At 66.6% G+C, this 25,348-nt stretch carries 25 protein-coding genes; 11 read left to right on the top strand and 14 right to left on the bottom strand.

Going from position 1 to position 25,348, the window contains the following annotated elements; all coding sequences use genetic code 11:
• Positions 1–69: 69 nt before the first annotated feature.
• Positions 70–1,299 (top strand): sensor histidine kinase, encoded by a 1,230-nt coding sequence (locus ABH933_RS12345; protein ID WP_429417403.1) that lies wholly within the window; start codon positions 70–72, stop codon positions 1,297–1,299.
• Entirely contained in the window at positions 1,290–1,922 is a 633-nt protein-coding gene (locus tag ABH933_RS12340) for a response regulator (protein WP_429417797.1), read from the top strand. The genes ABH933_RS12345 and ABH933_RS12340 overlap by 10 nt, the downstream gene beginning before the upstream one ends.
• A 78-nt stretch (positions 1,923–2,000) precedes the next feature.
• On the opposite strand, the gene ABH933_RS12335 is transcribed toward ABH933_RS12340, so the two are convergent.
• A complete protein-coding gene (locus ABH933_RS12335) occupies positions 2,001–2,855 on the bottom strand; it encodes an erythromycin esterase family protein (protein ID WP_429417400.1) in 855 nt (284 codons plus the stop codon).
• On the opposite strand from ABH933_RS12335, the gene ABH933_RS12330 reads away from it, so the two are divergent.
• On the top strand, positions 2,812–3,114 hold the full coding sequence (locus ABH933_RS12330) for a DoxX family protein (protein WP_429417397.1): 303 nt from the start codon (positions 2,812–2,814) through the stop codon (positions 3,112–3,114). The two genes, ABH933_RS12335 and ABH933_RS12330, sit on opposite strands and share 44 nt — an antisense overlap.
• 48 nt (positions 3,115–3,162) lie before the next feature.
• Here ABH933_RS12330 and ABH933_RS12325 read toward each other — a convergent pair whose 3' ends face one another.
• The 4 genes from ABH933_RS12325 to ABH933_RS12310 form a co-directional block, all read right to left on the bottom strand.
• A complete protein-coding gene (locus tag ABH933_RS12325; RefSeq protein ID WP_429417394.1) occupies positions 3,163–4,524 on the bottom strand; it encodes a flavin monoamine oxidase family protein in 1,362 nt (453 codons plus the stop codon).
• 467 nt (positions 4,525–4,991) lie between these two features.
• Positions 4,992–6,833, bottom strand: coding sequence for a CDGSH iron-sulfur domain-containing protein (locus ABH933_RS12320; RefSeq protein ID WP_429417392.1), 1,842 nt, complete (start codon positions 6,831–6,833; stop codon positions 4,992–4,994).
• A gap of 51 nt (positions 6,834–6,884) precedes the next feature.
• Positions 6,885–7,529 (bottom strand): cysteine hydrolase, encoded by a 645-nt coding sequence (locus ABH933_RS12315; RefSeq protein ID WP_429417389.1) that lies wholly within the window; start codon positions 7,527–7,529, stop codon positions 6,885–6,887.
• Positions 7,530–7,533: 4 nt separating this feature from the next.
• Positions 7,534–7,860: a hypothetical protein gene (locus ABH933_RS12310; RefSeq protein WP_429417386.1), complete on the bottom strand. Its 327-nt coding sequence runs from the start codon at positions 7,858–7,860 to the stop codon at positions 7,534–7,536.
• A 99-nt stretch (positions 7,861–7,959) separates the two neighbouring features.
• Here ABH933_RS12310 and ABH933_RS12305 point away from each other — a divergent pair, with 99 nt between their 5' ends.
• Positions 7,960–8,292, top strand: coding sequence for a winged helix-turn-helix transcriptional regulator (locus tag ABH933_RS12305; protein WP_429417383.1), 333 nt, complete (start codon positions 7,960–7,962; stop codon positions 8,290–8,292).
• Positions 8,293–8,619: 327 nt separating this feature from the next.
• Here the strand turns inward: ABH933_RS12305 and ABH933_RS12300 are convergent, their stop codons facing one another.
• Positions 8,620–9,354, bottom strand: coding sequence for an SDR family NAD(P)-dependent oxidoreductase (locus tag ABH933_RS12300; RefSeq protein WP_429417381.1), 735 nt, complete (start codon positions 9,352–9,354; stop codon positions 8,620–8,622).
• Between the two features lie 105 nt (positions 9,355–9,459).
• Between ABH933_RS12300 and ABH933_RS12295 the strand changes: the two genes are divergently transcribed.
• The gene (locus ABH933_RS12295) at positions 9,460–10,299 is read left to right on the top strand and encodes a LysR family transcriptional regulator (RefSeq protein ID WP_429417378.1); all 840 of its coding nucleotides are present in this window, start codon (positions 9,460–9,462) and stop codon (positions 10,297–10,299) included.
• 403 nt (positions 10,300–10,702) lie between these two features.
• On the opposite strand, the gene ABH933_RS12290 is transcribed toward ABH933_RS12295, so the two are convergent.
• Positions 10,703–11,302: a helix-turn-helix domain-containing protein gene (locus ABH933_RS12290; RefSeq protein ID WP_429417375.1), complete on the bottom strand. Its 600-nt coding sequence runs from the start codon at positions 11,300–11,302 to the stop codon at positions 10,703–10,705.
• Between the two features lie 112 nt (positions 11,303–11,414).
• Here ABH933_RS12290 and ABH933_RS12285 point away from each other — a divergent pair, with 112 nt between their 5' ends.
• Positions 11,415–12,233 (top strand): MBL fold metallo-hydrolase, encoded by an 819-nt coding sequence (locus tag ABH933_RS12285; protein WP_429417372.1) that lies wholly within the window; start codon positions 11,415–11,417, stop codon positions 12,231–12,233.
• A gap of 547 nt (positions 12,234–12,780) precedes the next feature.
• Here the strand turns inward: ABH933_RS12285 and ABH933_RS12280 are convergent.
• Positions 12,781–13,167 (bottom strand): ArsR/SmtB family transcription factor, encoded by a 387-nt coding sequence (locus tag ABH933_RS12280; protein WP_429417369.1) that lies wholly within the window; start codon positions 13,165–13,167, stop codon positions 12,781–12,783.
• A 110-nt stretch (positions 13,168–13,277) separates the two neighbouring features.
• Between ABH933_RS12280 and ABH933_RS12275 the strand changes: the two genes are divergently transcribed.
• A complete protein-coding gene (locus ABH933_RS12275; protein WP_429417367.1) occupies positions 13,278–14,537 on the top strand; it encodes an MFS transporter in 1,260 nt (419 codons plus the stop codon).
• 112 nt (positions 14,538–14,649) lie between these two features.
• Here the strand turns inward: ABH933_RS12275 and ABH933_RS12270 are convergent, their stop codons facing one another.
• From ABH933_RS12270 to ABH933_RS12260, 3 genes are all read right to left on the bottom strand, one after another.
• Complete coding sequence (locus ABH933_RS12270; protein WP_429455025.1) at positions 14,650–15,111, bottom strand: SUKH-4 family immunity protein; 462 nt, start codon at positions 15,109–15,111, stop codon at positions 14,650–14,652.
• 277 nt (positions 15,112–15,388) lie between these two features.
• Complete coding sequence (locus ABH933_RS12265) at positions 15,389–17,023, bottom strand: AMP-binding protein (protein WP_429417361.1); 1,635 nt, start codon at positions 17,021–17,023, stop codon at positions 15,389–15,391.
• The gene (locus ABH933_RS12260) at positions 17,020–18,702 is read right to left on the bottom strand and encodes a CoA transferase (RefSeq protein ID WP_429417358.1); all 1,683 of its coding nucleotides are present in this window, start codon (positions 18,700–18,702) and stop codon (positions 17,020–17,022) included. The genes ABH933_RS12265 and ABH933_RS12260 overlap by 4 nt, the downstream gene beginning before the upstream one ends.
• 87 nt (positions 18,703–18,789) lie before the next feature.
• On the opposite strand from ABH933_RS12260, the gene ABH933_RS12255 reads away from it, so the two are divergent.
• The 4 genes from ABH933_RS12255 to ABH933_RS12240 all read left to right on the top strand — a co-directional run bounded on the left by ABH933_RS12255 (position 18,790) and on the right by ABH933_RS12240 (position 22,442).
• Entirely contained in the window at positions 18,790–19,968 is a 1,179-nt protein-coding gene (locus tag ABH933_RS12255) for an acyl-CoA dehydrogenase family protein (protein WP_429417355.1), read from the top strand.
• A gap of 199 nt (positions 19,969–20,167) precedes the next feature.
• Positions 20,168–20,827: a metal ABC transporter ATP-binding protein gene (locus ABH933_RS12250; RefSeq protein ID WP_429417352.1), complete on the top strand. Its 660-nt coding sequence runs from the start codon at positions 20,168–20,170 to the stop codon at positions 20,825–20,827.
• Positions 20,824–21,702 carry a metal ABC transporter permease gene (locus tag ABH933_RS12245; protein ID WP_429417349.1) on the top strand — a complete coding sequence of 293 codons (879 nt, stop codon included), beginning with the start codon at positions 20,824–20,826 and terminating at the stop codon, positions 21,700–21,702. The genes ABH933_RS12250 and ABH933_RS12245 overlap by 4 nt, the downstream gene beginning before the upstream one ends.
• Positions 21,703–21,773: 71 nt before the next feature.
• Positions 21,774–22,442 (top strand): hypothetical protein, encoded by a 669-nt coding sequence (locus ABH933_RS12240; protein ID WP_429417346.1) that lies wholly within the window; start codon positions 21,774–21,776, stop codon positions 22,440–22,442.
• Positions 22,443–22,515: 73 nt separating this feature from the next.
• On the opposite strand, the gene ABH933_RS12235 is transcribed toward ABH933_RS12240, so the two are convergent.
• From ABH933_RS12235 to ABH933_RS12225, 3 genes are read right to left on the bottom strand one after another with little or no spacing between them, the layout of a single operon-like run.
• Positions 22,516–23,535 (bottom strand): hypothetical protein, encoded by a 1,020-nt coding sequence (locus ABH933_RS12235; RefSeq protein ID WP_429417344.1) that lies wholly within the window; start codon positions 23,533–23,535, stop codon positions 22,516–22,518.
• A complete protein-coding gene (locus tag ABH933_RS12230; protein ID WP_429417342.1) occupies positions 23,532–24,734 on the bottom strand; it encodes an MFS transporter in 1,203 nt (400 codons plus the stop codon). Before ABH933_RS12230 ends, ABH933_RS12235 begins: the two co-directional genes overlap by 4 nt.
• A gap of 44 nt (positions 24,735–24,778) precedes the next feature.
• On the bottom strand, positions 24,779–25,306 hold the full coding sequence (locus ABH933_RS12225; RefSeq protein ID WP_429417795.1) for a sigma-70 family RNA polymerase sigma factor: 528 nt from the start codon (positions 25,304–25,306) through the stop codon (positions 24,779–24,781).
• Positions 25,307–25,348 lie beyond the last annotated feature (42 nt).

Below are 25,348 nucleotides of genomic sequence, written 5' to 3'. Positions count from 1 at the left end.
GCACTCACCCCATTTGGTGGTAGTGCCAGCTACACCGTCACGGCCGGATCGGGATGAAAGACTCCCGGGGTGTCTGTATCAGTCGCTTCATGGTGGGATCGGGTAGGCAATGGAGCCCGCGCCAGCGCAACCACTCTCGGAATAGGCCTGTACGCGATTATCGCAGTCCCCCTGCTGATCTACACGGCCGTCGCCTGCCTCGTGGGCATCGGATTCGTGCTCGTGCCACCGCAATTGTGGGTGCTCGGTCGAATCGCCGATGCCGAGCGGATCCGGCTGGCCCGTGAACTGGGCAGTCCGGAAGTACCGACCGGCAGGCCCTTTCGGTGGCTACCCGCGCTCATCACCGACCGAACCGTGTGGCGTGAAGTGCGGTGGGTCGTCGCGATGCTTTTCGCCGGCATTGTCCTCGGCGCGGTAGGCCTCGCCCTCGCAGTGCTACCGGTGCTGAGTTTTGCGGCCATCTGGTTGTGGTGGTTGTTCCCGCAGGGCACTGTCCGGGTGGTGGCCAACGTGCCGATCACCGGATGGGCGTCGGCGTTCACCGTGGGAATCGTGCAGACGGTCGTCACCACGGCAGTGGCCGTCGCCTGTGTGCCGCTGATCGCGCGTATCGGCATGCAAATATCGGAAGCATGCCTACGGGCGGGAATGAACCAACAGTTGGCGCATCAGATCACCGAACTTCAACGCACCCGTTCCGGGGCGGTCGACGCACACACCGCTGACCTGAGGCGCATCGAACGCGACCTGCACGACGGCACCCAGGCCCACCTGGTTGGTCTCGCGATGCGGCTGGGTTTGGCGATGCGGGTCCTCAAGCGGGACCCCGAGGCAGTCGGCCCGCTGCTGGAACAAGCCCGCGACGGTGCCGAAGCCGCGATGAGTGACCTGCGGACAGTCCTGCGCACCACCTATCCGCCGATTCTCGCCGATCAGGGCCTCGACGGTGCGGTCGCCGCCGTGGCGGCACGCTGCGCTGTTCCGACCCATGTGGAGATCGAGGTCTCTGGTGACATACCTGCCTCGGTGGAAGCAGCGGTGTATTTCGTGGTCGCCGAGGCACTCACCAACACCGCACGCCACTCCGGTGCGACCACCGCACGCGTCGAGGTGCGCAAGATCGGCCGGTACGTCACCGTCGAGGTACACGACAACGGGCGTGGCGGTGTCGACGAGTCCCAGGGCACGGGGGTGGCCGGCATGCGAAGACGGCTGGAGGCGCTCGACGGGGTTCTCACCGTCGACAGCCCGCTGGACGGTCCGACCGTATTGCGGGCGGCGTGCCCATGCGAGTAGTGATCGCCGAGGACAATGTTGTACTCGCACAAGGGCTCGTGCTCCTGTTGCGCGAGGAGGGGCACGAGGTCGCGGCGGTCACCATCGACGGCCAGTCGTTCATCGCTGCCGTCGCCGAACATCGCCCCGATGTCACCGTCGTCGATGTACGACTGCCGCCGACCTTCCGGCATGAAGGTATCCGCGCGGCGCTCGAGGTGCGCTCCCGCTTTCCGGGGCAACCCGTGCTCGTCTTCTCGCAGTACGTAGAGCACAGCTACGCACGCGATCTGCTGCGCGATGGCGGTGGCGTCGGCTATCTGCTCAAGGACCGTGTCGCACGGGTCGACGACTTCCTGCGCACCCTGCAACACATCGCCTCGGGCGGCACCGTGATGGACCCTGAAGTGCTCGAACAGCTCATGACCCGCCACGATCCGGTATCCACACTCACCGGCAGGGAGCGTGAAGTCCTCGAGCTGATGGCCCAAGGTTATGCAAACGGCGAGATCGCTCTACGCTTGCAGGTCACCGAGCGTGCGATCCATAAACATGTCGGCAATATCTTCGCCAAGCTCGACCTCCCCGCCGAAGACAGCGGCCACCGTCGAGTACTCGCGGTGCTGGCCTACCTCAGTCGTTAGAGCCGCACCCGTTGGTGCGCCAGGCGTGGGCGGGCAGCCCTCGGCCGGTCGAGGTGGGACGGATGCACGCCGAGGGCCTCACGGCCTGCATTTGTCGGCCTCGCGGACCTCGTGCAGGTGGACGAGGACGTCGAAGGAGCGGGCGAGCGCGATGTTCTCGGGATCGACGGGGTACTGCGTCCCGATCTCGCGCGTGGGCCGGACGGTGTCCAGCCAGGCACGCGCGGCGGCCGGGGCATTACGGATGTCGAGGTAGTAGTCCTGGTAGTGGACCTGGTCGAGGGTGTACTCGTTCGTGCCGGGTCCGGCGGCGCCCACGGTGAACTTCTTCCAGTCGCCACCGAGGGCGTTGTCCGAGGAGAGGAACGAGCCCCGGTCGAAGGTGGAGCCGATCGAGAGATAGTCGGCGCCCATCGTGTCGTGCAGGAATGATCCCTGCGTCTTGGGGTAGATCGTGGGATCACCGGGGAGGTAGGCGACGTGGTCGTCGTGCGCCGACAACAGAACCTTGTACCCGGTGTGCCGCTGCCACCACGTGACGTTCTCGGCCATCACTTCATCGCGGAGACGCTCGGAGCTGGCCAGCGAGTTCGGATCGTTGACGTCCATCGTGAGGAATGCGGCGGTCTGAGCGATGGATCGGGCGTTCTGCTCGGCCCAGTCGAACGCTTCTCCGCCGGAACCCTTCAGGTCGCTGATCAGATCCAGGGCCTGCTGCGCCTGAGTGGCCAGCCGCTGTCGTTCCGCAAGCGGCCTGTCCAGGTAGGCGAAGACGTTGTCGATCGGGCGCAGTCCGGTGTAGAGCTCGGTGAGCCGTGTTAGGGATCCCGGATGGTCGCTCTGTAGGTACCCGGTCACTCGGGCGAAGGTCCTGCTGATCGCCGTCTTCGTGCGGTCGGCGCTGCCGAAGTTGCGGCGACTGAAATCGGTCACCGCCACCGCCGAACAACTGCGAGTGCCGGTCGGGTTGATGCATACCGTGGGCTACCTCGAGGCGCTCGGCTCGCTGGGACTCGCGGCGGGATTGGCCTACGCCCCGTTCGGGATCGCGGCGGCGGCCGGGCTGGCCCTGCTCATGATCGGCGCATCGGTGGCTCACATCCATGGCAGCCTCTACACCACCGCCCCCCCGCCCCTCGTCATCGGCGCCGTAGCCGTGGCGCTGGCCATAATCGACGCGCTCAGACTCTGATCCGCGGCCGACCAATCCGAACCCTTGTGGTGGTCGTGGCGGGTCTGGTCATACCGCGGCGAGTTCGTGCCGCAGCGCTTCGCTTGCGGCGCGTTCACCGGAGCGAATGGCTCCGTCGACCCAACCGCACATGACGGCCGAGCTCTCGGTTCCGGCCCAGTGGATACGGCCGCACGGTTCGCGGAGTGCATGGCCGAACTGGGTCAGCACACCGGTCGGTGTGTGACTGAGCATTCCACCGCCGGAGTAGCGTTCGGCGCTCCAGTCCTGCTCGACGTAATCGACTGGGGCACCGGCCTTTTCACCGAATCGCGTGATGAGTTCGCGTAGTATCGCCGTCCTGCGTTCGGCTGCGTCGAGGCGGCCGATCTGCCGTGCGATGGGTCCCTCGGAAATGACGCACAGGACCCCGGGCCGCCCGGCGTCGGTGCAGCCGTCGATGGTGACGGTGGCCGGCGACCCGGGTGCTGCGGACTGTCCCGACAATCCGTCGCGCCGCCAGAACGGCTCGTCGTACAGGACGGAGATCTTGATGATGGAGCCACTGGGCACCCGCTGATGCAGGAACGAGCGATCGACCGGCAACATCGGGTCGTACCGGATCTGACCGGCGATCGCCAGGGGGACGGCCACGATCGCCCGATGTGCGCGCACCGTCGATCCATCCGCATGCACCGTCACCCCGGCGGCGTCCTGCTCGATGCGGTGCACCGGCTGCGACAGGTGGATCGAGTCGCCGAGCTCGGCCGCCATCGGCCCGTAGAGCGCGCCCATGCCCCCGACGAGCCGGGCGTCCTGGGCGCCGTCCTTGACGCCGAAAACGAAGTTGGGCCCACCTCCCGATGCCATCTGGTACAGCGCGAAAAGCATCGACACTTCCGAGGCGGCCGAGGTGTAGCTGCCTGCGATGGCGGTCTCGAGCAGCTCGTAGGCGGGCTTGGACCAGACGGCGCGATCCAGCCACTGCGCCAGACTGATCCGATCCCACTTGCCGGCCTTCGGCGCTTCCCAGGGTGCCTCCAGCGGGATCGCCTTGCACATGTGCCCCAGCTCGACAAAGGTCGCGCCGAGATTCATCGACGCCCAGGGGCTCATCGTCCACGGGATCGTGCCGGTGTAGCGGTACTGCTTGCCGTCGACGACCATCATGGCCTCACCGTCGGTGTACTGCCGGTAGCTGCGTACCCCGAACTCGTTCATCAAGGCCTGGATCCGGTCCTGTCCCGGCCCGATCCAGGCGCCGCCACGGTCGATCCAGCAACCGTCCGCGCGCACCTCGGTGAACGTGCGCCCGCCGAGCCGGTCGCGAGCTTCCAGCACCGCCACTGATCGCCCCGCCTGTTTCAGCCGCAACGCGGCTGTCAATCCCGCGAATCCGCCACCGATTACGCAATAGTCGAAGTCTCTCATCGAGAGCCGCCTTCGTCTCGGAGTTCTCCACCTGGTGACCATCGGGCCACGGCACTGCTCGTACCCGCGACTCCACGGATACGAACCACCTTCGATCAGGCCGGCACTTCGAACAGCAATTCTAGAGCAAATCGAGGAGTGCCTGGCCTGCGCCGAGAAGTCGCTGTTCGAGGACGGCCCCGCCGCGCTGCGGTCGGCCCCACGGCCATCTCGGGCTAGGATTCGAGCTACGCTCTGTGCTCGCTGAGGCCAGCGGCACGATCGACGAACTCGCCGACTTCCGGACCCGGCCCTTGCCGCAATCGCCGCCCAGCGCAACGAAATCCAGCGACTACGGATCCTCGACTCCGACCCTGAATCAGGCAGCCGATAGTTGTCCGGTGACCTATGGCGGAATGGGTTTCGCCTGTACGAATCAGGCAGGCCGATTCTCTGCGGAGGCCAACCAGCTCGTCAGGACCGTGTCCCTAGGCATTCATGCCGGTATCGATCCAATGTTCGAACGCCTCGACCCACTCGCGCGGCCACGCCTTGTCGCAGGGCATGGTTCCGGCGCGCACCCGGCGCAGGATCTCCGGTGCGTGGCTGCGGACGTCGGCAAGTGACCACAGGTCCAAGGCGAATTGCATAGCGCGGCGATCGCGTTGCCGAAACAGCGTCTTGATGTGCCGCTCGAAGCTCGGCTGTGTATCGGAAGCGGGTAGTACCGGTGGCGGATCGGTGTCGGCTGACGTGGCGAGTGCCGAGATGCGGCTCCCCGGCGGCCCCGCGGCAGTATTCCAATCCCAATGTGGGATCGGCATGTGCTGCGGTGGCTGCGCATGGGACTGGGAATTCTCCACCGCCAAACGGGAGCCCCACTCGAGGTAGGACTGGAACGCAGAGCGGAACTCGGGGTCGTTGGGCAGGCCCGCCTCCCGGGCGGCCTGCAGCAGCAGGGACACCCACCGGCTGCGCTGCTCCTCGGTCAAGCATTTGGCGATGTGCTGAGACAGCATCCGCTCATATCCCCCGTACTGTCGGCTATAGGCGCGTGGGCCGCAGAACACTTCTGCGAGCCATTTCGCGACCCGTTCAGCATGATCGGCGGACATGGTGGCGAACAGCGGAGCCAGGAGCGGATCCGCCGGCACGAATTTCTCATAGAACAGCCGGGTCATCCTGGTCAACGCCGGCACCCCGCCCGCCCATTCGAAGATCGTCGGTTCGCAGTCGGGATCCGGTACCGGATCGCGGAATTCGGCGTACCAATGCATTCCCGAACAGAACGGCTTGTTCTTCGAGGCACCGCACCGGCACAACGCGAAATGCTCACGCGAGGCACCGGCGTTGCGCGTTGTGTCTCGTCCCGTTGCGTCGACCAACTCGATACTGCCGACCACCCGGTACGGCCCATCCTTGGACACTTCGATGGCGGGTTCGCGAGTCCCGTGCCAGTCCACCGCGCCGCGCGCCGCAATCCCGTCCATCGCGTAGCCGAGCGCGCCGGAGGGGCAGTCCCGCACCGCGCGGATAATTTCGTCCATCCGGTCTCCGCTGGGTGCAACGAACGGTTCCTGCTGCGCTCGGAACACCGTGGCGAGTCGATCGGTGCACAGACCCGAATGCTGACACGTGCCGCGGTTGTCCAGCACCGTAAGTTGGTGCCCGACATAGGTATCGAGACGGTCCGGAACGCGATCGGGGTGTTTGTCACCGGAGAATCCACTGCGGGCGTGACTTCCGTCGCAGTACGGCTTGGATGCCGATGCGCCGCAACGGCAGAGCGCCAGCTGCGGCCGTACCGGCAGCGGCAGGCCCTGCCAGTCGTGCAGGTGTCGCACGTTGGTGACCAGGTAGGGGCCGTTACGCAGACAGGCGATCCGGGTGGGCAAACCGGACATGAGAGCGTGCAGCGCGGTTGCTTGTTCGGTCTGTACGGCCTCGTCACCATCGCACTCCAGGACCAGCTCGTGCAGTGCGGCGACCGGCTCCCCCAGCGCCATCAGGTCCGGCGACGCTGCCAGCAGGGACGTGGCATCGTATGCCAGTCGCCACAGCGCACCATCGGAATCCGAATTCTCGTGTTCGGGTAGGTCGGCACTTGCCGCGACGTCGCCGCCGGTCGTTGCCTGATGTGCCACCGCCTCACCGACTGCAGCACCTGCCATCGCCCGCAGCGGCCGTAGCACGCGGTCGCATAGTCGCGCAGCGACCGCGGAATCGACTGCACCGCCTGCATTCTCCAGTTGCGCCGCCAGCGCTTCTGCCCGCCGCACCAGTTCACGCAGCTGCGCAGCACCCGAGATGTCTTGGTCTTCGGTTGTCAATAGTTCAGCCTTTCGAAGGAACACCGTGGACGTCGTACACTGCAGCGCCGGTCAGTTCCGGGCCATCAAATCGATGAGGCTCGCCGTGTCCACGGCAAGCGAACCGCCCGTGAATGCCAGTGCAGCAGCGGAGCGCTCGGCGGCCTGGCGATCACCTGCGCCGCAAGCGTCGGCGACCCGAACCGGGAGATACCCCAGATCGAGAGCGTGGCGTACGGTCGGTTCGATACCCACCTCCATGGCGATACCCGCGATGGCGACGGTGTCGATTCCGCAGTCGCGCAGTGCGATATCCAGCGGCGTCGATTCGAACGCCGACATCGTGATCTTGTCGAAGACCACTTCGTCCGGGCCCGGGGTCAGCTCCGGAACCAACTGATACTGCGGCGAGCCCTGGGGAAATGCGGAGTGCACCTCGGCGGGATCGTCCACGTGCTGCCACGCCATTGCGGTCCGCAGTTGCGACACTCCTGCCGCAGCGACGGGCAACGACATGTGCCGCGTATAGAAGACTCGAAAACCGTTGGCCCGAGCCGCATCACGTATCCGTATGCAAGCATCGACGATCCCTGGCCCGGCGCCGATCTGGGCGACGATGCCGACCTGCATGTCGTAGAACAACACCGCCATCCGAGCGGGATCGCAGGCATCCTCGACGGTCTGCGGGATGGTCAGTCCGTGGTGGTACCGCATCATCTGCTCACTTGGTCCGGTCGTACGGTTCGCTCACGTCGACCGACGCATCCATCAGGGCTTCGAGCGGCAGCGGGGCCATGACCGGAATGTAGGTCCATTCCAGAAACCCCTTCTTGGTGAGCGGGAAATCCGCCACATAGCGCTTGGCATCCTCGACGCTGTCGACCTCGAACACGATCACTACACCCGATTCGTCGGCGCGAGCATAGTTTTCCCGGACGATGCCGGCCTTCCACAGCCGCCAGACGTTGGCGACCTCCTCCGGCAGGTACGGTGCGATGGTCTCCAGCGTGACGCCGGGTTTGAAGCTGTCGTAGGTGATGACCTTCATGGAAGTCCGCCTTCATGTCCGAATGGTGTCAGAGCTATGCAAGCGAAATGATTACAGTGTTGCAAGAACGCACTTTTCAGTAAGTACGGAGGTCAGCAGGTGCCGACGAAGCGTTACCACTGCCCGGTGGACGTGGCCATCGATCTGATCGGTGGCCGGTGGAAGCCGGTCATCCTTGCCCACCTCAAGGAAGGTGTGCACCGCTACGGTCAGCTGCGTCGGCTGATGCCGTCCATCAGCGAGAAAATGCTCGTGCAAGCGCTGCGCGAACTCGAGGCCGACGGATTGGTGCAACGAACCACACTCGATACCGTTCCACGCCAGGTGCGCTACGAGCTGACCGAGGAGGGCCGCAGCCTGGCCCCCGTCCTCACCGCCCTCTACGAGTGGGGTCTGAGGCGTTGCGAACGAGCGGAAATCACCCTCGGCTGATCGACTTGTCCTATAGGAGAAATACGCTGCTGAGGTGTGTCGTCCAGGTGCCGGACACTTGACACCGACTCCTGGTCAGCGCCACCCCACTGGAAGTGGGGCCACAGAGTGGGGTGGCGAAACATGTTTACTGCCAAAGCTTTTCAGAATTCAATGGGTCCAGAAACAACCGGCAGTCGAATTCGACTCCAATATGGTTGAGTATCAACCAACTTCACCTGACAAGACTACGAGATCGCCGCCGCGAAACAGGCGGTCCGCTGGCTCCGATTACGGGTGCACGCCTGGATTGACTCCTCGATGTCCGCCATCGCGCCGGTGTGGCTGCTACCAGGGCACTGTTCCGGCGTCGTCGAAGAATCCACCGGTCGGTCCGTCGTCGGGCAGGGTCGCGAGGCGAATCGCGATGGCCGCGCCCTGTTGCGGTGTACGGTCGCCGCTGAAACCGGTGAAGTCGGTGGCGGTCAAACCGGGACAGCCGGAGTTGATCAGGATGTTGGTATCACTCAGTTCCTTGACGTACTGGATGGTGACGGCGTTGAGGAAGGTCTTCGACGCCAAATAGGCAGCAGGAACTGGGCCCATGTCGATGCCGGGTGTGGTTTGCAGGGCGAGCGAGCCGACGCTGCTGGACATGTTGACGATTCGCGGTGAGGCCGAGGCGCGCAGCATCGGCAGCATCGCGTTGGTGACGCGGATGACCCCGATCACGTTGGTTTCCACGATAGCTCGCACGGTCGCGGGATCGACCGTGGTCGGTGTCTGCGGCATATCGCCGGTGACGCCGTTGATCGCGGCATTGTTCACCAGGACGTCGAGCCCTCCGGCATGGTCGGCAATCAATTCGGCTGCCGCGGCCACACTTGCGTCGTCGGTCACGTCCAGCGGCACACCGAACGCATCGGTACCTGCCACGCGCAGCTTCTCCACCGCGGTGTCGCGGCGTTGCCGATCCCGCGCGCCCACACCGATTCGCCAGCCGAGCGCGCCCAGGCCAGCGGCGATCTCGTATCCGATTCCCTTGTTCGCGCCGGTCACCAGCGCGATCATCCGTTCACTCATGCCGTCGATCCTGCTGCGGTTCCGGGTGCGGCGTCCAAGACAGATCGGGTGGGCGGCGATACCGCACGAGTATTGATCGTGGTCAGCGCCGGATACCATGACCTGGTGGAGACGCGGGAGATGCGATACTTCGTCGCCGTCGCCGAGGAGTTGCACTTCGGGCGTGCGGCACAACGGCTCGCGATGGCGCAACCACCGCTGTCGCGGGCGATCCAGCAGCTGGAACGGCGGCTCGGAGTCGTTCTGCTGCACCGCACTGCTCGCGCAATCACTTTGACCGAGGCCGGGGCGGTGCTGCTGCGGGAGGCCCGGACCGCGCTCGACGCGGTCGAAGCCGCCGAGCGCCGCACCCGCCGCGCCGCGGCCGACCAGCCGGGTGTGGTGCTGGCCACCAAGGCCGGAGCGTCCAGGGAACTGTTGTCGAAGCTTCTGGACGCCTACGCCGCTGAACCGGGCGCCGTGGCCGTCGAGGTGATCCTGTGCGGGCCCGGCGAGCCGGAAAGTCTGCTGCGCACCGGGCGTGCCGACGTTGCTCTGCTCCACCGGCCCTACGACACGACAGCCGGATTCGACACCGAGGATCTGCACACCGAACAGCAGGTGGTGGTCCTGCCCGTGGGTCATCCCCTCGCCAACCGGGCGCATCTGTCGTTGGCCGAGGTCAACACCCAGACGGACCTGCCTCTGCCGCGCTGGCCTGGACGGGATGGCAGCTATCCGGATGGCCCCGGCCCGCAGATCCGCGACCATACCCAACTATTCCAACTGATCGCGCTCGGACTGGCCTGCGCCGTCGTGCCCGAGTCGCTCCGAGACCAGCGACGCGACGACCACGCCATCGTGCCGGTGCCGGACGCACCGGCCGTCACGACCGTCATCGCTTGGCCACCACACAGCAGATCCAAAGCCGTTGCCGACCTCGTTCGCACCGCGACACGCCTCTAACCGACACCGCTGCACCGCTGTTCGCAGCCGGTGGAGATTGCGCTGGGCAGCAGCGGGTCCGATCTCACGACCGTCGACCCGAGGCAGGCCGGCGCGTCGGCGCTGCGAGCGGTCGGGGTCACGGTGATGGCTACAAGTCACTGAAGTCGTTCTGCCGCACCACATTCCGTCGCGTCGGCGAGTCGTGGAACACCTGCCGGGCTCGATGTCCTCGCCTTCTGAGCGCCACAGTTGTCGGGCGACATCCGATCATGTTGCTACACGCAGGGTCGCGCAGCGAGATCGACTGCGGCGCCGAACATCCGTACATGTCGATTGCAGGGCCGACCAGGTGACCGCGTGCCCGGGCGACCGATCCGCGTCCGCCTCTGCCTCGTGCTCGGTGGGCGATGGCTGCGGCCGTTCAGGTTCTGCGTGAGATGACCATGATGTATTCGCACGGGAGGTCGGTCCGGTTGGCGAAGCCGTGGTCGGTGTCGGCCTGGAAGAACAGTGAGTCGCCAGTGTCCAGGGTCTCGGTGATCCCGCCGAGCAAGACCGTGAGGGTGCCTTCGAGTACCACGAGTTGTTTCTCCGTACCCGGCGGATATGCGGGCAGCAGTCCGAGGGAGACTTGGGCGGGCAGATAGTGGACGACTATCTCGCCGGTTCCCGCGCCCGGCGCAGCCGACACCATGTGCCGTTCGAAACCGGTGTCCGGGTCACGGAAGATCGGGCGTTCGTTTTTGCGCATGACCACGGCCGCCCCGGACGCGGCGGTCGGCCCGCCGATCAGGTCCGAGAGCGACACGTCGAGCGCGTGGGCGATCTTGGATGCGACGCCGATCGTCGGGCTCTTCTCGCCGCGTTCGACCTTGGACAGCATCGCCCGGCTGACCGACGACTGGATGGACAGCTGCTCGAGCGTCAGTTTCGCCTCCTCACGGCGTCGCCGCACGTGACCGCCGAACGCGCCGGCCGGGTCATCACCGTGGTGTGGTTCGTTTGCGTCTTGCTCGACCACCGTGCTCCTCGATCGTTGGATATCTCGCCGCTCACAGTGTAGATTTCTCCTAAAGAAGATAGCATCTTCTATCGAAGATGTGCGATAGACGCTCAACCTGATGGAGGCTTCCATGCGTTTGATCTCGAGTAGCCGGCACCATGCGACGTTCGAATTCGGCGATCTGCAGGTGATTTCGTTGCGAGACGGGTACATCGACATGCCGCCGACACGGCTCCGCGACGAGGGCGGGTGTCCGCTCGAGGAGTTGCCCGCCGTCGTGCCGCTGGTCGGCGGCAACTTGCGGCTGGCGGTCAACGCCTTCTTCGTCACCGACGGCACACGATCGGTTCTCATCGACACCGGCGCATCCGACAACTGGCACGACCCCACCATGGGATTGATCTACGACGCGCTCGACGAAGCAGGCATCGACCGTGCGCGCATCACCGATGTGGCCATCACCCACAACCATGAAGACCACGTGAGCGGCCTGATCGCGCCGGACGGTTCGGAGGCGTTCCCGAAACTCGAGCGCGTGTGGATCGGTGCGGGCGACACCTCGGTGTTCACCGGACGGCTCGAGCCGATCCGCGATCGGGTCGTCCCCGTGTCGGAGAAGATCGCCATCAACGACTGGACGATCGCGATCCCGACACCGGGCCACACCCCCGGCCACACCGTCTACGACATCGAAAGCAGCACCGGCCACCTTCTTGTCTGGGGCGACACCGTTCACGTTCCCACGCTCCAATTCGATCAGCCGAAGGTGTCCTGGGAGTTCGACGGCAACCAGTCCCAGGCCCGCGCCGCGCGCGCGGCCCTCCTCGAACGACTCACTCGGCCAAGTCATTTCGTGGCCGGCGCGCACCTCGATTCACCTGGCATCGCACGCGTCGCCCCCTCGGGCGCCGGTTATGCGCTGGAATACCTCGCACCGCCGATCGGCTGATCGAACCTGTCGGCACGTATCCGCCACGTGATACCAAGCGAATACGCGGAAATGCCGCGAGCAGGGTGGTGAATAGGTTGCCGTTCGCGGTCATCGTGAAGCACGGGTACCTCGACCGATATCGACGTCGCCTTCGCCGGTGAGGATCTCGTGCTGCGGGTGGCCTGCGCGGCCTACCTCGCTCGCTACAGCGGAAGCTCCCGAATCCACTGCACCTCGGATCTGCGCCTGTATTTCAGGCGGTGCATCGAGCGTCAGCTCACACCCCTGGCTGTGGTGCGGCCGGAGGTGGAACGGTATGTGCGGTGAATGCGGGAGACCCGCAGGTTCATCGACGGTGTCCTGGAGCACTCGCCAGCGGATGTGTACGCCGGCCACGTATCGCGTACGAGTCACCGACGCTGGGGCTTTCGCGTCTTCAGTTCGAGGCGATGCTCAGGGCGGCGCGGGATTCGGCCCACGCCGGCGATGTCCAGATCGCCGCCCGTCACGCCGATCCGCGCACCACCATGCGCTACAACCGAGCGCGAACCAACCTGGACCGGCATCAGATCGAGTGGCCTTCTTCCCGATTCTTCCAGTCGGCGACCAAGTTCAGCAGCCCAGGGAAGCGGGCCTGCAGATCATCTATGCGGACGTGACTACGGCGTTCGAGGCCATACTGGCGCTGCCGGATAACACCCGCCTCGCGTAACGCCTTGAAGTGGTGGGTCAGCGACGATTTCGGTCGATCGATCCCGAACCATCCACACGTGTGGTCGAAAGCCTCGGAACGCAAAAGCAATTCGCGCACGATGTACAACCGCAGCGGATCGCTCAACACCCCGAGCACCGCCTCCAGGCGCAGTTCGGCCATGGCCGGCTCCGGTAGCGGGTCGGGCAGGCGGTCCTGCGGCGGATGCACCGCGAACTCCCGGCTGGTAGCGGCAGCCATCAGGTTCCTCCGATTCCATCGCAGTACGAGTTTAATCGTACTTATGCTAAGTTCGACTTCGATCGTACTAGTTCGAAATTTTTCGTACTACGACTGAGGAGTCACCGCCGATGACCGCGCTACACACTTCCGTTCAGGGCACACCGACAGTGCCCGTCCAACTCCCGCGAGCAGCGACGCCCACGTGGTGGGTGTGGCTGGCGGCATGGCCAGTGATGGCGGTCTTCGTGCTGTCCAACGCGGCGACACCGCTGTATGTGGTGTGGCAACGGGAGATCGGATTCTCCAAGGGCACCATGACCGTCGTGTTCGCCTGCTACATCGTCGGGCTGCTCGGATCGCTGCTGGTGTCCGGGGTTACGTCGGATCGGCTGGGGCGCAGGGCGGTTCTGCTGCCCGCCATAGTGGTGGCCATCATCGCCTGCCTGACGTTCGCGATGGCGACCAACGTGGCCATGCTGATGATCGCGCGGCTGTTCACCGGTATCGCCGTCGGGGCCGCGGTCTCGGCCGGAATGGCCGCGGTCACCGATGTCGCAGGGCCGCAACGCAAACCGCTCGCCGCATTACTTGCCTCGTGCGCCATGGTTTTCGGCGCAGGAACCGGACCACTGCTCGCGGGAATCCTGTCCGAAACACTGCCCGCACCGACCGTGACGGTCTTCGGCGTCGAGATCGCCCTACTCGTCACCGCGGCACTGGTCGTGGTGCGCATGCCCGTCACCCGACCGGCAGCCGGCGGAACCCGATCATGGATCCGTGTCCCGGGCGTGCCGTCCGGTCAGCGCGGTCGGCTCGTGCTGGGGATCGCGGTGTTCGCGCCCGGCATCACCGCGACCTCGTTCGTCTTGTCACTCGGACCCGCGCTGCTCTCCGGCTTGCTCGGCACCAGCAGTCCGATCATGGCCGGTGCCATGGCATTCGGCATGTTCGTCACCGCCACCGCAGTGCAATTCGCCGTCCGCGCACTACCGCAGCGGACAATCATGATCGCGTCCGCGGCCGCCACGACCCTCGCCATGATTACCCTCATAGTGGCGATCACCGTGGGATCGATTCCCGGACTGCTTGCCTCGGCGCTACTGGCGGGTTCGGGACAGGGGCTCGGGCAGCTGGGCGGACTGTCCCTGCTCAACACCGCAATCCCGACACGACGCCTCGCCGAGGCCAACGCGGCATTCAACATCGGCGGCTACATTCCCGCAGGACTGCTCCCGGTCATCGCCGGCTACCTCAGCGACGCAGCCGGACTTCCAGCCGCGGCAACGACCTTCGCCCTCGTCCTGATGACCTCCGCGGTCATCGGCGGCCTGGCGATCGCAAAGCTGACGCCGACCTCCACCGACCGACGGTCAACCGCCAACAGCTGACAGATGAGGGCCCGCGCGGACCATGACCGCGCGGGTACGGCGACGGCTGCGCGTTCTTGCCGGCGCGGGTGCCGGTCCCGACCGCATACCCGGGATGAAGCTGATTCAACGGCTACATGTGCCCCTGCTCGACCATCTCCGTCAGCAGGCAGTCCCACCAGCTGCCGGTCGTGCACGCGGATGGGTCGAGGTCACGCATCCGGCGATCGATGCCCATTATGGAATCGTCGACCAGATCGGCGAATTCGTCGTGTTCCATCTCGGTCACCGAGTCCAGGCGCTGGATCTCTCGGACGAACAACCCGTGGAAGTAGACGAACAGGGACACGTCGGCGTTGACATAGTAGGGCTCGGGCAGGAGATGAAACATCGAATCCGACTCGGGTTCGATTACCAGCGGCCCCCGGTCATCCGCGCCGATGGGCAGGTATTCGCGGCCCTGCTGGACGACGGGCCCCGAGAGCCTGTCGTCGTGGAAGAACTCTGCCCAATGACTTCCGTATGGCAGGCCGATCGTGGTCAGAAAGCTTCGAGTCGGCACCGAGAGCCTGGGGCTGACGAGTTGGGCCGGCACCGGCTCGAGGCGGCCATCCCGACAGTATGCCCTGGACCGGCCGAGTCGTTGCGCTCCCGCGATTCCGGCTGCGCGGCAGCGGGTCCCGCCGAAGCTGTTCCGGCTGTGACCCCCAGCGTCGAGATGACGACCAGCGCTGCGAGAGCAGCGCCCCTGCACACCATCATTATCTGCCTCCGATTCCCAGAATGCTTGTCGGCAGCGAGAATTCGCTGCCGACAAATGGTCGCCGCAGGGGCGGAAGGAATCATGCTGTCCACCAGAAGATTCGGCAATTCTATTGACCGGTTGAATCGGCCTGGGCCCGAGCGCGCAGGGCGCGACGGTCGATTTTCCCGGCCGGTCCCAGGGGAAGTGTGTGAAGTTGCAGGAGACGTTCGGGGAATTTGCGCGGTTCCAGGCCTTGCGCGGCCAGATGATCGGTGACCTCCCGCAGGCTCACCGGATCGGTAGCTGCGACGCAGGCGCACAGGCGTTCACCGTAGAGGGGGTCCGAAACCGCGACGCAGACGACATCGGTGATGGCGGGATGGGTGATGAGCAGCGCCTCGACCTCGGCGGGGCTGATGTTGAGGCCCCCGCGGATGATGATGTCCTTGCCGCGCCCGACGACCGTGAGATAGCCCTCGGCGTCCAGGCGGCCGATATCGCCGGTACGAGTCCAGCCGTCGGGTGTGCGCATGATGGCATCGAGGTCGGGCGCATTGAGGTAGCACATCGGGGACATCGGCCCGCGGGCGAGGATTTCCCCCGCCTGCCCGGTGGGCACCGAGGTCTGGTGCTGATCGACCACACGGATCTCGGCGACGGCGGGATCGGGACGCCCGGCGCTGGTTGCGCGGTCGACAGGGTCATCGAGTGCGGTATGACAGGAGACCCCGTCAGCGGCGCCGTAGAGATTGACGATCGGGCATCCGAAGGTGTCGCGACCACGCCGGACGGTGTCGGCGTCGAGCGGCGAGCCGCCGAGCACGATCGCGCGCAGGCTCGTAGGGCCGAGGCCGTCCGCTACGTGATCCAGCAGCATCCGCAGCATGGTGGGAACCCCGAGAAGGTGTGTGGGACAGGCTTTCTCGATCATTGCCAAGGTGCTTGCCGGGGTGAATCTCGGCTGCAGCACGAGCGTGCCGCCCAGTGTGGCCAGGGTGACCGGGGTGCCGCTGGAGCCGAATGCCGACGCGAGCGGGGTCAGGAACATGTTTCGCATCACGCCTGGACCCGCGTGCAGGGCGGCGAGCATCGCGCCGCGACCTCCGGCGAGGGCGTTGTGGGAATACACGACCATTTTCGGTTCGGCCTCGGATCCGGAGGTGACCAGAATGCGAGTGGGGCCGTCCGGGTCGGGCCGGTGCGGCCGGAAATCGCCGGGCTCGGGAGCAAGGAGCGCGTGCAGCGGGATGCAGCCGCGGCAGACGTGGCGTCCGGCGGCGACGACGGCGCGTAAGGAGGGCAGGTCCGCGGCCATTTCCCGGATCTGCCCTGCACTGTGAAAACCGTTGTACTCGGCCGCAGCGATCACCGCGACCGCCCCCGAGCGGCGTAACAGGCCGGCCGCTTCGCGGGTGCCGCGTCCCACGGGAAACGGCAATGCGATCGCACCGAGGGCAGCGATGGCCAGGTCGGCCGCACAGGCCAGCCGATCGTTCGGAAGCTGTACCGCGACAATGTCTTCCACTCCGACGCCGAGCCGGGCCAGGCCCGCGGCCAGGCGGCGGGCCAGATCGTCGAGTTCGGCATAGGTCACTGTTCCGTCGGCATCGATGACCGCCGGCGCATCCGGCTGCCGTGTGACGTGCCGGGCGAACATCGAATAGATGTCGACGCCGGGATAGTAACCAGCCGCGGCCCAGTGTTCGCGCAGGTCCGCGGGGACGAGATCGCGGTAGCGGCTGGTGTTTTCGACGCGGTTCACGACATTCTCCAGGGGGTGGTCAGGGCCGGGCAGCCGTGGTCGTCACGGCCGAGGACGGTCGCGAACCGGGGATTGGTGAGCAGCTGGGCCGGGTCGTCGGTCACCGGAACCAGGGCGTCCGGTGCGCTGACGACCCATCGGCTGTCGAGCCGGAACGGTTGCCGCAATGCCAGGGGTGTGGTCGAGATGCCGTGTCGCCGTAGCGTATTGGCGGCGGCGAGCAGGCTGCTTTGCACGGCTGTGCCGCGACCGAGGCTGTGCCGTCGCAGCAGTCCCAGGACGGTCGCTTCAGCGCCCAGGATGCCCCCGAGTACATCGAGCAGGGTCATCAGTGACGGCGCGGGCGGCGAATCGGGCGGTCCGACCAGTTCGGCGAGACCGGTGCGGGCTTGGACCATGAAATCCGTACCCGGCGGTGCGTCCTCGAGATCCAGCCCGGCCCAGCCGGAGGTGTAGGCGTAGACCAGACCGGGTGGCAGATGCTGTGCCGAGAGTTCCAGCTCCTCGGCCTTGCCCGGAGCCCAATTGTGCAGGAACACATCGGCTTCCGCTGCCAGCTCGCGCAGACGGGCCCGGTCCGCGGCAGATTTGATATCGAATTCGGCGGCCCGCTTGCCGCGATTGAGTGCCAGCCAGCGTGCGGACAGATCGCCGCTGTAGGGCGGCATCTCGCGCAGCGGATCACCGCCGGGCGGTTCGATACGGGTGACGTCCGCGCCGAGCAGCCGTAGCAGGTGCGCGGCCAGCGGTGCCTGGACCCGGCGTCCCGCCTCCAGAACCGATACACCGCCGAGTGGTGAGCTCGGGGATGCGATCGAATCACGATGCTGGACAGTAGAATCGATCGAAGCGGCGATCGACCATGGGGCGGGCAGTACATCCGTCGCCGGGGTGCCTGGCTCGGCGGCCCCGTACAGTCTGCACACCGATACGCCGGTGCGTGCGGCCGTCTGGGCGATCGCGGAGAACCTCTGGGACCGGACGGCCGCGTGCAACGCTCGGGGGAGCGGGGCGGTCGCGGTCGCGTAGCGGAATTGGAAGGGCCGCCAGCCCTTTCCGGCCGTGCGGGCTTCTACGCCCAGTGCCGTCCAGAAGGCGGCCCAGGGTTCGGGCTGGAGGGACTCGATCTCGAACCGGATGGCGTCGGCGCTGACGAACGGCGGTCCGCCCGGCGCGAGATCGACCGCTTCGGGATCGTCGGCACCCGCCGCCGCCAGATACTGCGAAATCGCCAGGAGCGCCGACTCCGCGACGCTCGTGTCGATCCGGAGATGTTCGGCGGGAACCAGCAGGCTGGCCAGCAGACCGGTCATCGCGAGGACGCCGGCAGTGGTGGCGCAGTAGTCCAGCGATATCCCGCGCGGAGCGCCGATGCGGCGGCCGTTGACGTGCATGACACCGCAGATCGCTTGCACGGTGGTCTCATTCGTCAGTGCCGGTTCGTCGATCGGGCCCGCCCACGGCACGAACACCTCCCTGCGGATGCCGTTGCCGAGGTCCAGCATTGCGGTGGCCGCGGATCCGGAATCGCCCGGATCCGCAGCTTCCGTGAGAGTGGCGCCGAACGCACGCAGGTGTTCGCGCAACACTTCGGCGGCCGGACCGGTGCCGGTCACTCGCGCGAGCGTGCCGCTGGGAAACAGGTCGATGGGAGGTCCGGATGTAGAGGTGTTCGTCATGGTTCGCCTTCCATCGAGAGCATGCTGATGCGCAGACAAGGTCGGGCGGCGTGCCGGGTGAGTTCCGGCAAATGATGTGATCTGGACATGTGTGATGAGTCGTCCCGCATTCCCGACCGCCTCGACGCCTTGCGCGAGCGGGTCCGGGAATTCGTTGCTCACCAGGTTGTTCCGGCTGAAGATGCACTGGATGCCGGTGACCGCGACACCCGCTCACGGTTGCGGGACCGCGCGGTGGAGGCCGGGTTGTGGGCATTGCCACTGCCGGTCGAGTACGGCGGCGGGGGACTACGGCCGGCGGAGTATTTCGCCCTTGCCGAGGCCGAGGGGCGCAGTGACCACGGACCCGATGCACTCGGATCGGCCGCCCTGCTGAATGTGCGGATGCTCGCCGCGCACGCACACCCGGAGTTACGTGATGCGCTGTTGCCCGGGGTGGTGTCCGGTGCGCTGTCGGTCGGCTACGCCATGACCGAACCTGGTGTGCCCGGATCGGACCCGGAAGCATTGCGCACCAGAGCCGTTCGTGAGGGCGCCGAGTGGCGGGTCAGCGGCCGCAAGTGGTTCACCACCGGCGCCGCCGGGGCGGACTACGTGCTGGTCGTCGCGCGTACCGGGGACGGTCCCGCCCGCGCGGCCTGCTCGATTCTGGCGGTACCCACAGCGGCGCCGGGGTTCCGGGTGGTGCGCGAACTCGATGTACTGGGCGTCGGTGGGCAGTACGAGATCGCCATGGACGAGGTACTCGTGCCGGACACTCATCTGATCGGTCCGGTCGGCGGCGCGCTCGCACTGGCCGGCGCTCGGCTGGCCGTCGGCCGGACCCTGCGGGCCGTGCGCTGGGTTGGCCAGGCGCAGCGGGCCGTCGAGCTGATGGCCGCCCGCGCCGGGCAGCGCCGTCTCGGTGGTGGAACACTCGCCGATCGGCAACTCGTGCAGCAGATGGTCTTCGATGCCGAACTGGCCGTCCGATCCGCCCGGCTCCTCACCGCGCGTGCGGCCGAACTGGTCGCCGCCGACGAGACCGCGCAGATCGAGGTGAGCATGGCCAAAGTCGCCTCCGCGCGTGCGCTGACCGTTGCCGCCGACAATGCGATTCAGGTCTACGGGGCCGAGGGCCTCACTGCCGCAACCGGTCTGCCGCGATTGCTTCGGGTTGCCCGTGCCGCGCGGATTCTGGACGGGGCGGACGAATTTCACGTCAGTAGCACGGCCCGGCGCCTGATTCGCAGCTATCAGCCCATCGTGGCCGAGATCGGTGGCTGAGGAACGAATCTCGGTATGGCCCCGATTCGGAGCTGGTCGCCGGCCACGTGTCGGGCATCGTCCGCGCGGCGTCCACTGCCTCAGCTGAGGCTCCGTCGGTGCGCGAGGCTGAGATGGGTGTCGTCCTCGGGCTTCGGAGTGTTGGGAACTCTCGGTACGCGCGGGCCGACCTCTCGGGTGACGACGAGTGGAGTGAGCGGTGCCGAAGAGTTCGACGGTGGAGCTGTCCGGGGTGTGTTGTGTGCACGGCCGGCGGGTGGTGGTGCGCGGGGTGGATCTGAGTGTGGCGGCCGGTGAGCGGGTGGCGTTGACCGGAACCAACGGGTCGGGGAAGACCACATTGCTACGCAGTGTGCTCGGGCTGCACGCGATCTCGTCGGGGACGATCGCGGTCGACGGGCACGTGGCCCGGACCCCGCGGGATTGGCGGGGTCGTCGTCGCATCGCGGCCTGGATTCCACAACGGCAGGCGCCGGGCAGGTTTCCGCTGCTGGCGAGGCAACTACTCGACAGCAGCGGGGCTTTCGCGTCCGCGGCCGGAGCCGCCGAACGCCTGGGCGTGGGGCAGTGTGTGGACCGGCCGTTGCACACCCTGTCCGGGGGGCAGCTGCAGCGCATGTATCTGGCGCGGGCACTCGGCTGTGTGGCGGCGGGCGCAGGGGTTCTGCTAGCCGATGAACCCACAGCCGCATTGGATTTCGCGGGTCAAGAGGAGGCGAGCGAACTGCTGACCACGGTTCCGGTGACGCTGCTGGTGGTCACCCACGATCGGGCGCTGGCGGCCCGGTGCGATCGGGTGCTCGAGATGGCCGACGGTCAGCTTCGTGAAATCTCCTCGCGCAGTGGAGAGATCGGGTGAACAGCGCGTCGAACTTCGTGGAATTGTGGCATCTGATACCGGTACAACGCGCGCTGCTCGCGCTGGTGCTCGGTGCGATCGGATTGCCGATCGTCGGCGTGGTGATCATCGGATTGGACATCATGCCGGTGCGTTTCGCGATGATGCACGTGGCATTGTTCGGGATCGCGGTCGGCATGTGGACCGGCCTGGACCCGATGCTGTGCGCCCTGGTTGCGTGTGCCGCCGCGGGCGCCGCGCTCACTCCGCTCGCCCGCAGTTCGACCGGATTGTCCGGCGCGATGGGATTGCTGATGAGCCTGGCGATCGCGGGCGCACTGCTGACGTTGTCGGTGGTCGGGGTGAATGCCAATGGCGCGTTCGAATTGTTGTGGGGCTCGATTCTGGCGACCCGCACCATCGATGTCGTGCTGCTGGGCGTGCTGGCGGTGATCGTGCCGATGTTGTTCGTGCTGCGGCGGCGTCAGCTGAGTCTGCTATTGCACGATCGCGAGCTCGCGGCCTGCTCGGGTGTGCGGGTCAATCGCCTGACATTGATTCTGCTGGTGTTGGTTGCGGTAGCCGTGGCCAGTGGAATCCGGCTCACCGGAGCGCTGCTGGTGGATGCGCTGACCCTGCTGCCCGCGCTGGCCGCGCGCCGGCTGGCGAATTCCCTGCCGGGCATGGTCTTTGCGGCCGTGGCCGTCGGATTACTGGTCAACGTGGCCGGTTTCGTGTTGGCCGTGTGGCTGGATCTCCCGCCGGGGCCGGTGCTGGTGTTGTCTGCGGGGGCGGTCGCCCTCGCGGTTCATGTGTTACCCGATTGGAGAAGACGAGGATGGTTCCCAACACACGCCGGCGGTTCGTCCGCCTCGGAATCGGTGTCGTTGCACTGATCACGGGTGCGGAGGTACTGGCCGGATGCGGTTCCGGGCAGCAGGATCACGGCAGCAACACCGGGCCGCACGTGGTGGCGGCCAGCAGCTGGGAGGCGGCATTCGCCGAAGCCGCCGGCGCCACCGATGTCACGGTGATCGTGCCGCCCTCGATCAAGCACGCCCCGGACTACGATCCCAAACCCTCTGACCTGGCGGCGGTCTCGCAGGCGGGCTTCGTGCTCTACGCGCAGTTCGAGGGTTTCGCCAGCAAGATCAAAGACGCGGCCGGATCCAAAGCCAAAGTGCTGCAACTGAACCTGGATAACAGCAGGGACAACGTCGTCAAGCAGGTTCGCACGCTCGGTGACGCGTTCGGCACCCGAGCGTCCGCCGATCGCTGGATCCAGAGCTTCGGCACCGAATACGACACGCTCGCGGGCGAGGCGAAGGCCGCCTGGCGTGACGGGCAGCCGCCCAAGGTCGTCGCGGAGACCTTCATGGGCTTCGCCGCCCAGCTCTCGGGCGCGCAGGTACTGGGGACCTACGGGCCCGAGGAGGTGACCGCGAAGCAGATCGCGGATCTGTCGGCGACGAAGCCCCAGTTCGTGTTCGGCAATGCCCAGATGGACACCGGCACAGTGCTGCCCGGGACATCCGCGACACAGATCGCGCTGACGAACTACCCGACGCAAGGTTATGATCTGCTGTCGGTGTACCGGGACGCCGAGTCGAAAATCGTTGCTGCGCTGAAGAACTGATCATCTCACGGATACGTGGACACCCGGAGTCGTGCGGATCCGGGTGTCCGCGACCGGCCCGTACCGACCTGCTTCACACCGCCGTCGCCGGTATCTCACCGCACAGAATGGCCAGTGCGAGCAGCAGAAAGTAGTTGCCCCAGATGAGTTCGTGCTCGACCGCCAGTTTCCGGGGCAGGTCGTAGCAGCCGTTCAGGAGGCGTCCGGGCCGCGGAGCGCCGGAGAGATGTTCGGCGATCAGCGTCTCGGTCAGCGCGACGGCCTGATCGAGGCGGCCGAGCTTGCACAGCGCGACGGCGGTGATCGCCGCGGCCGAAGTATCGGGTGTCGTGCCGGCGCCCAGCACGGCGTCCGGTACCGCGGCCGGATCAGGCGTCGATTGCGCATTCAGGAGTTCGTCTGCGTAACTGTTGAATTCGGCGTTGATCCAGTGTCCTGCGTCGGCCAGCGCCAGCAGCAACCACGCGCGACCGCGTGACCACCCCGGCGGTGGTTCGGAGCGGACCCGCCACCGACCGGCCGAGAGTTCCAGTGCCGCGGCCGGACCGCTGGAGGTCCGGCCGATCGCGAGCATCGCCCGCAGATACCGGTCGGCGACCGGCCCGGCGCCTGCCCAGGCCAACAGCGGAACGGCACCGGGCAATCCGTCGACGCGGGCGACTATCGGATCGGGCGGATCGCCGAATCCGGTACCCCAAGGCAGAATGCCCGAGCCGGGATCGATCGTTTCGGCCAAATGCGCTGCGGCGGTGCGGGCCATAGCATCGCCGGCGGCGGACAGGCCGAGTCGGCTGCCGGCCGCCGCGCCGTACCAGAACGTGAGCCCACGAGTCGCGGTGTCGGCCGAGACACCCGGCTTCAAGCGGGTCGTCCACTCCTCGGCCGCGCTGTGGTGTGCCCGCTCGCCGGCCAGAGATGCTCGTAGCCACAGTTGTCCGACCCAGAAACCGGCGACCCAGGAACCGCGGCGGGTCGTAACCCACTCGGCCGTCGCTGGATCGGCATACAGCGGAAAACGCTCGCCGACAAGGAGTTCTGTGTTGTCGATCCGAACGATCATGCGGCCCAGCGCATCCCGGAGAATATCGTTCATCGAGAACCAGCTACGCGACGCTGCCACCGCCATGCCACCGCCGCGGCGGCGAGGAACGCCACCGCCACTGCCAGCCACGCGAGATCATATCCGCCCGAGCCGCTTCCGGCCAGAACGCCGAAAGCGGTCGGCCCGATCACGAATCCGGCGAAGAAACCGGCGGAGACCACCGCCGAGTCGGGCCCGACTCGATCCGGGGGCGCCATCGCGATGACCGTCATCATCGATACCGCGTTCGCCGCCACAGCGCAGCCGCCGATTCCCAACACCCCCAGCCAGACCGGCCACACCTCCAACCGGCCCGCGAGACCGATCAATGCCGCGGCGATCGTGGCACCGAAAGCCAACGGCCCCAGCAACGCTCCGGAATTGCCCGCTCCCGCCGCGCGTCGCGTCCATCCGACCCGTCCGGCGATGCCGGCCACTCCCAGGACCGCCACGAGTGCACTTGCCGCGGGCGCAGACATGGCCAGATGCCGGGCGGCATACAGCGCTATATACGTGTTGATCGCCGAAACCCCCGCCCTGAGGAGCACCGAGTATCCGCACAACCAGCCCGCGTCGCCTCGTGCACGTGCGAACCGCAGCGGCGGAAGTCGCAGTGGCACAGTGTCGTTCGCTATCAACAAGCTCATCCCGGCCGCGCAGAGCGCCACGACGGCGATGAGCGCGACCGCGGCGCGCCAGGTCGTCGCCGAGGCTACCGCGGCCAGCGGCAGCCCAGCGAGGAAGGCGCCGAACTGCACCCCGGATTGCTTCCAGCCCGCCACACTGCCGCGGCGCGCGGGCGAGATCCGTGCTGCGATCAACTGATTCGTTGCCGGGTTCGCCAACGCCTGCGCCAGCCCGGAGACAGCGACGGCCACCACCAGCACCGGGTACGAGGGCGCCGCCGCGAACAGACCGAGTGCGATGGCGGAGATGACGAACATCGCGATCAGACAGCGCCGTGCCCCCAGCGCTGCCACCATCGGGCCGACCATCAGCGACACCACTGCCGCCACCCCGAACCCGGCGGATACCAGCGCGCCCAGAGCCCAAGCGGAGACATGGAATTGATCGACCAACCGCGGTCCGAGCGCCCCGAGCACGAAAAGCGGCAGCATGGACATCGTCATGGCGGTGACCAACAACCCGGTCAGTACCGCCGGACGCCATTTTGCCCCTCGGGCATCGGTATTCGCGACATCCACACTCACACCGGCAAAGTCGGCGGGGCATGCGGGAAAGTTCCTGCGCGTCCTCAGCCCACGCCGTCGTCGCGGACCCGACCCGCCGCGAGCAGGTCCTCTCGCGCCCGCGCGATCCGTGACCGGATCGTCCCGACCGGAACGCCGCACGCGTCGGCGGCCTCCTGATACGACAGGCCGAGCATCTGGGTCATGACGAGGGCTTCGCGCCGCTCCGGATCCAGATCATCCAGCAGCATGCGCACCTCGATCACATCCTCGAAGGTACGTCCCGAACGCTGCTGCGCGGCCCGCTGCTCGGCCACCGCCTCCCAGTCCTCGCCCGCGTGGAGCCGCGGCCGCGCCACCGCCGAGCGGATCGAATCGACGATGACCCGCCGCGCGATCGAGAGCAGCCAGGCCCGCGAGGTGGAGCGTCCCGCGAACCGCGGCAGGCTGCCGAAGGCCCGCACGAACGTCTCCTGGGTCAGGTCATCGGCGACGTTCGCCCCGGCGCGGTAGGCGTGGAATCGCCACACGTCCGCCTGCAGGGCCCGAACCCACTGTTCGAACGCGTGCCGGTCGCCACGGCCCGCGGCCATGGCGAGCACGGTCAATCGGTCGTCCTCGTCATTGCCACCCTG

It is taken from the genome of Nocardia sp. GP40 (assembly GCF_050434125.1).
In the GTDB taxonomy this organism is placed as follows: Bacteria; Actinomycetota; Actinomycetes; order Mycobacteriales; family Mycobacteriaceae; genus Nocardia; species Nocardia albiluteola.
This window is presented reverse-complemented; position numbering and strand designations above follow the sequence as displayed.

What these genes read in the sequence shown, in the direction of transcription:
- ABH933_RS12235 (WP_429417344.1), bottom strand. Translation starts at nt 23,535, where the DNA reads ATGAACGATATTCTCCGGGATGCGCTGGGCCGCATGATCGTTCGGATC.
- ABH933_RS12340 (WP_429417797.1), top strand. Translation starts at nt 1,290, where the DNA reads ATGCGAGTAGTGATCGCCGAGGACAATGTTGTACTCGCACAAGGGCTC.
- ABH933_RS12300 (WP_429417381.1), bottom strand. Translation starts at nt 9,354, where the DNA reads ATGAGTGAACGGATGATCGCGCTGGTGACCGGCGCGAACAAGGGAATC.
- ABH933_RS12280 (WP_429417369.1), bottom strand. Translation starts at nt 13,167, where the DNA reads ATGGCTGCCGCTACCAGCCGGGAGTTCGCGGTGCATCCGCCGCAGGAC.
- ABH933_RS12325 (WP_429417394.1), bottom strand. Translation starts at nt 4,524, where the DNA reads ATGAGAGACTTCGACTATTGCGTAATCGGTGGCGGATTCGCGGGATTG.
- ABH933_RS12225 (WP_429417795.1), bottom strand. Translation starts at nt 25,306, where the DNA reads ATGGCCGCGGGCCGTGGCGACCGGCACGCGTTCGAACAGTGGGTTCGG.
- ABH933_RS12255 (WP_429417355.1), top strand. Translation starts at nt 18,790, where the DNA reads ATGTGTGATGAGTCGTCCCGCATTCCCGACCGCCTCGACGCCTTGCGC.
- ABH933_RS12310 (WP_429417386.1), bottom strand. Translation starts at nt 7,860, where the DNA reads ATGAAGGTCATCACCTACGACAGCTTCAAACCCGGCGTCACGCTGGAG.
- ABH933_RS12275 (WP_429417367.1), top strand. Translation starts at nt 13,278, where the DNA reads ATGACCGCGCTACACACTTCCGTTCAGGGCACACCGACAGTGCCCGTC.
- ABH933_RS12315 (WP_429417389.1), bottom strand. Translation starts at nt 7,529, where the DNA reads ATGATGCGGTACCACCACGGACTGACCATCCCGCAGACCGTCGAGGAT.
- ABH933_RS12260 (WP_429417358.1), bottom strand. Translation starts at nt 18,702, where the DNA reads ATGACGAACACCTCTACATCCGGACCTCCCATCGACCTGTTTCCCAGC.
- ABH933_RS12285 (WP_429417372.1), top strand. Translation starts at nt 11,415, where the DNA reads ATGCGTTTGATCTCGAGTAGCCGGCACCATGCGACGTTCGAATTCGGC.